This window comes from Aeromonas sp. s7(2024), from assembly GCF_040907825.1.
GTDB classification, from domain to species: domain Bacteria; phylum Pseudomonadota; class Gammaproteobacteria; order Enterobacterales; family Aeromonadaceae; genus Aeromonas; species Aeromonas veronii.
The window spans coordinates 1-4,379 of record NZ_JBFOCM010000029.1 but is presented as its reverse complement, the minus strand read 5'-3'; the positions used below and the strand labels follow the sequence as shown (position 1 = coordinate 4,379).

General features: G+C 59.6%; 4 protein-coding genes. All 4 read right to left on the bottom strand.

Features of this window, described 5'->3' with window-relative positions; translation table 11 throughout:
* Nucleotides 1–88: 88 nt before the first annotated feature.
* The gene (locus AB5Y73_RS13395) at nucleotides 89–394 is read right to left on the bottom strand and encodes a LysR family transcriptional regulator (protein ID WP_001255015.1); all 306 of its coding nucleotides are present in this window, start codon (nucleotides 392–394) and stop codon (nucleotides 89–91) included.
* A 27-nt stretch (nucleotides 395–421) separates the two neighbouring features.
* The gene (gene floR / locus AB5Y73_RS13390; RefSeq protein ID WP_023300759.1) at nucleotides 422–1,636 is read right to left on the bottom strand and encodes a chloramphenicol/florfenicol efflux MFS transporter FloR; all 1,215 of its coding nucleotides are present in this window, start codon (nucleotides 1,634–1,636) and stop codon (nucleotides 422–424) included.
* Between the two features lie 216 nt (nucleotides 1,637–1,852).
* On the bottom strand, nucleotides 1,853–2,737 hold the full coding sequence (locus AB5Y73_RS13385; protein WP_021598067.1) for a DUF3363 domain-containing protein: 885 nt from the start codon (nucleotides 2,735–2,737) through the stop codon (nucleotides 1,853–1,855).
* Between the two features lie 30 nt (nucleotides 2,738–2,767).
* Nucleotides 2,768–4,261, bottom strand: a complete 1,494-nt coding sequence (locus tag AB5Y73_RS13380) for an IS91-like element ISVsa3 family transposase (protein ID WP_001120888.1) — start codon at nucleotides 4,259–4,261, stop codon at nucleotides 2,768–2,770.
* Between the last annotated feature and the right edge of the window lie 118 nt (nucleotides 4,262–4,379).

Sequence of the window (4,379 nt, the reverse complement as noted above, 5' to 3'; positions counted from 1 at the left end):
GTTTACATACAGTCTATCGCTTAGCGGAAAGTTCTTTTACCCTCAGCCGAAATGCCTGCCGTTGCTAGACATTGCCAGCCAGTGCCCGTCACTCCGCGGTCTTCACTGCGTGATCGAGTTGATCGACACCCGCCGTGACACGCTCCATGAAGTGCCTGCCTGCGTCTGTTAGCCGAACGCCCCGCGCATGGCGCTCAAATAGCAGGACACCAAGGTTATCCTCCAGCGCTTTCACACGCGCGCTGACGCTCGACTGGCTGATACCAAGTGCCTTGGCCGCATGCCGAAAATTCAGATGCTCGGCGACGGCGATGAACTGAACAAGGGAAATGAGCGGTATCCTGCCAGACAGGATACCGACATTCACGAGGTTTCGATGGTTAGTGCGCCGCATCGGAGCGGGCCTGCTACCAGTCGTCGGTTAGACGACTGGCGACTTCTCGGTGGCAGCCCCACGGAGCCGAAGGAGCACCAGCCCCAACGAAACCAGTACCGCCATCGCCGTGGCGTAACAGATCACGGGCCACGCTGTGTCACCGTTTAAAAGTGCCACCGCCAATGTCCCGACAATGCTGACTATCAGGCTTTGAACGCAGAAGTAGAACGCGACCGCTGATCCCGCGATGTCGTCGAACTCTGCCAAAGCGCCGTTCGCGGTAACGGACACCGTGAAGACAATACCGACCGCGACAACCCACATCGGTAGGATGAAGGTGAGGAATGACGGCGAGCCGTAAAGTTCGCCGATCCCCAACAGGACCGCTCCGCAAACAAGCAACGCCATCCCACGCGCCACGCATCCTGCGATGCCCCATCTGGCGACAAAGGACTTCGCGAAACGGGTTGTCACGATCATTACAAGCGCGACAGTGGCGAAGGCAAAGCTGAATCCGATCTCGGAATATTCCGCTTGGCCTATGAGCACACGGGGAGCCGTCGAGAAGAAGACGAAGTAGGTGCCCATACCGGCGCTAAAGCCGACAGTGTAAACCCAAAAAGCCGGACTCGCGAAGATCGGCAAGACAGATCGGCGCGTCTTGACTTGATCCAGAGGGCGGGTTTCGTGCCACCTGAAACCCGCATTTAGGAGTGCGAGCATCGCCAGTATAGCCAAAGTAATGAATATCGCCTGCCATCCCAAGAACTCGCCGATCAATGTTCCGGCGATAGGGCCGAGCGCAGGCACGAACGCCAGCATCGAACTGAAAAGGCCGTAGATGACGACACCCTCAGGACGGTTGGCATAAACGTCGCGAACCGTCGCGAACGTCGCCACCAGCATGGCCGACGCGCCCACTGCTTGAAGTAGACGGAAAGCGACAAAGGCCGGTGCAGTTGAAGACCAAGCTGCTCCCAGAGACGCAATGACGAAAGCCGTTGCGCCCGCAAGTAGAATTGGCCGTCGCCCGATTCTGTCTGAGAGCGGACCAAAAATCACCTGGCCCACGCCGAGCATCACCATATAGAGGCTCAACGTGAGTTGGATCATAGCGGGCGTCGTGTTCAGGATGCCGGGCATCGCTGGAACGACAGGGAGATAAATATCCATCGCCAGTGAAGCGAGGATGTCGAAAGGAGCCATCAGCAGCAGTGCTGCCGGCAGCGTATAGGCCCACGCGGGGCGTGTGGTGGTCATGACGAATCAACCCTCGATTAAGGAATACCGGGCGACGTCTGCTCGTCAGCAATCAGATGAGACTAGCCTTACAGAGCGCCGCAACAACAATACTGGTTGTTGCGGCTTACTTGTCTGCTGACTTGGAATTTCCCATCTGATTACTCCACGCTTACGAATATGAATTGCTACATTTTATCCGATTATCTTTTGCTTCGCAATGCGGCATGGGCGCACTCAGCGTTCCAGCCCCCTCTGCCGCCCTAACTGCCACGACACCGACCCGCCCTGCACGATGCCCATAACCTCGCGGCCGAGTTGGCGGTCGATGATCGGCCGCCACGGGACAAGGGTGAACTCATGGGATTTCTCGACCACGGCGAACTTGCCGCTCGATAGATGCACGGTTCCGGTAAACTTGCCGCTGACGCTCTCGCCGTCCGTGGCGGCGCGGAACGGCAGGCCCTTACTCAAAGCCATATCCGATCCGACGCCGGCTACCTCGCGCTCCCGCAGGATGGCGAGAAGGTTGCGCCGGTAGAAGACGCGGCTGTCCCGGCTGCGGGTGGCGTCGCCCTGTTCGATATGGTGCTCGCGGCGCTGGTCCATGGCTTCGCGGACTTGTTGCCCGAAGCCGGTTGGCGCAAGGTCGGCCGTCTCGCCGTGGATCAGCCGCCGGTCCAGCCAGGTCGCGCCGTCCGATCCGATCTGTTTGTTCAGATCGACCGGGGAAAGGACGCGAACGCTGGCCTGACTGTCTCGGCCGGCGTCATGGGCGGCGGCACGGCTGACCAGATCATTGGGGATGCGCCATTGGTCGGCGTCGATCCGCTCGACGATACCGGCCCGGCGTAGCGCCTCCAGCCGGCGCACATGGGCATCGACATAGCCCTCATAGTCGCCGCCTGGAACGCGGCACGTATAGGAAGAATAAACGCCCTTTTCACCCAAGTCCAACAGCTTTGGACCGCAGTTGACTCTTTCGACACCCCTGCGATGCAACCCAATCCGGCTGACGGGGAGCCAGCAACGCTGAAAATTTACCCTCCTCTTTCCCACTAGCGGCTCCTTTTCCGACAACCAGCACGGCGGATCCCTGCCGCGGCGCTGTGAACGCAGCATTTTGATTGGTATCGTTGGCCTTCAGGCTCGTCAGTCAAACAGACCCAGGAGCAGCTCAGCCGGTGGCGCCCGGCTTTCGGGTAACGCCCTGGTCCCGCTGGTTTCGGCTTTGTGCTTCAGGTGATCAAGGATCTGCTTGATCACTATAGGGTCTTCAATGCAGGCGATGACTTTCATGGCGCCGCCGCAGCCGCTGCAGGTCTCGATGTCGATATTGAAAACACGCTTGAGCCGTTGCGCCCATGTCATCGACGCTCGCCGTTGTGCTGGTGTTGCCGGTTCATCAGCCACCCTGACCTTGTTGCCCCTGCCCCGTTTTGCCGGCGTGACCAACGCCCGGTGCCGACTGTTGGGTGCGAACACCCCGTGGAAGCGGGTTAGGTTGACTCTGGGCTTCGGTACCAGGGCGGCCAGCCTTGCAATGAAATCCAATGGTTCGAAAATGACGTGCGTGGTGCCGTCCCGGTACGGCGTCTTGAGCTGGTAGCGCACGTTGCCGCCTCGTGTTAACGACAGCCGCTTCTCGGATACCGCCGGGCGGCTGATGTACCGGCACAGCCGTTCGAGCTTCTTGCGTTCATCGGCCCTGGCCGCCACGCCGGCGTGCAGGCTGGACCCGGCTACCTTGCCAATCCCGTCACCGAACGGATCACCACTGGTCGGCAGAGTTTGCAAAGTGAACACCTTTCGCCCCGCCTGTGAACCGACAGCGATACGGTAAGTGATCGAGTGCCCCAGCAGGGGTGTCATCGGGTCGTCATCCACCGCATCCGAGGCCAGATAGCTGTTTTCGACATCCCGTTCCAGCAGGCCTTGCCGTTCCAGATAGCGACCCACCCGGTGGGCGATGGTGTGCGTCAGCTGGGTGAGCTCTGGGCTGGTCGGCGCCTTGACCCAGCGGAAACGCGCTGAGCCGTGGGATTGCTCGACATACACACCGTCGAGAAACAGCATGTGGAAGTGAACATTCAGATTGAGCGCCGATCCAAAACGCTGGATCAGGGTGACCGCGCCCGTCTTGGCCACTTGGTGGGTATGGCCCGCTTTCTTGACCAGGTGCGTGGCAATGACGCGGTAAACGATGCCCAGCACCCACCCCATGATCTCGGGCCGGCTGGCAAACAGGAAACGCAGCTGAAACGGGAAGCTCAACACCCACTGACGCATGGGTTGTTCAGGCAGTACTTCATCAACCAGCAAGGCGGCACTTTCGGCCATCCGCCGCGCCCCACAGCTCGGGCAGAAACCGCGACGCTTACAGCTGAAAGCGACCAGGTGCTCGGCGTGGCAAGACTCGCAGCGAACCCGTAGAAAGCCATGCTCCAGCCGCCCGCATTGGAGAAATTCTTCAAATTCCCGTTGCACATAGCCCGGCAATTCCTTTCCCTGCTCTGCCATAAGCGCAGCGAATGCCGGGTAATACTCGTCAACGATCTGATAGAGAAGGGTTTGCTCGGGTCGGTGGCTCTGGTAACGACCAGTATCCCGATCCCGGCTGGCCGTCCTGGCCGCCACATGAGGCATGTTCCGCGTCCTTGCAATACTGTGTTTACATACAGTCTATCGCTTAGCGGAAAGTTCTTTTACCCTCAGCCGAAATGCCTGCCGTTGCTAGACATTGCCAGCCAGTGCCCGTCACTCC